The organism is Paenibacillus sp. GbtcB18, from assembly GCF_019091125.1.
Classification (GTDB): domain Bacteria; phylum Bacillota; class Bacilli; order Paenibacillales; family NBRC-103111; genus Paenibacillus_F; species Paenibacillus_F chitinolyticus.
Window position 1 is genome coordinate 1 of record NZ_JAGXJX010000614.1, and the last position, 251, is coordinate 251.

1 protein-coding gene is annotated in these 251 nt (G+C 36.3%); it reads right to left on the bottom strand.

The window, feature by feature from the left end:
- A partial coding sequence (locus tag KVT34_RS30675; RefSeq protein WP_217563341.1) for a glycosyltransferase occupies positions 1-251 on the bottom strand: 251 nt, incomplete at both ends.

Genomic DNA, 251 nt, shown 5'->3' on the forward strand with positions numbered 1-251 from the left:
TCTCGACAAATTACTAATTTCTATATTTTTCATTTTTTCTATCCAAGTCTTTTTATCTGTCAGAGGAACATGTTCAACTAGGTTCATTCCTAAGTCCACTTCTTTCGTAATTGCATCTGATATTATACAAGGTAAACCAACTCCTTGCGCCACTATGAGAGTAAGTGGTAATCCCTCATGTATGGATGGAAAAACAAATGCATCAAATGCTTGAAGTACCCTCTCTATATCGGCTCGTATCCCAAGAAAAC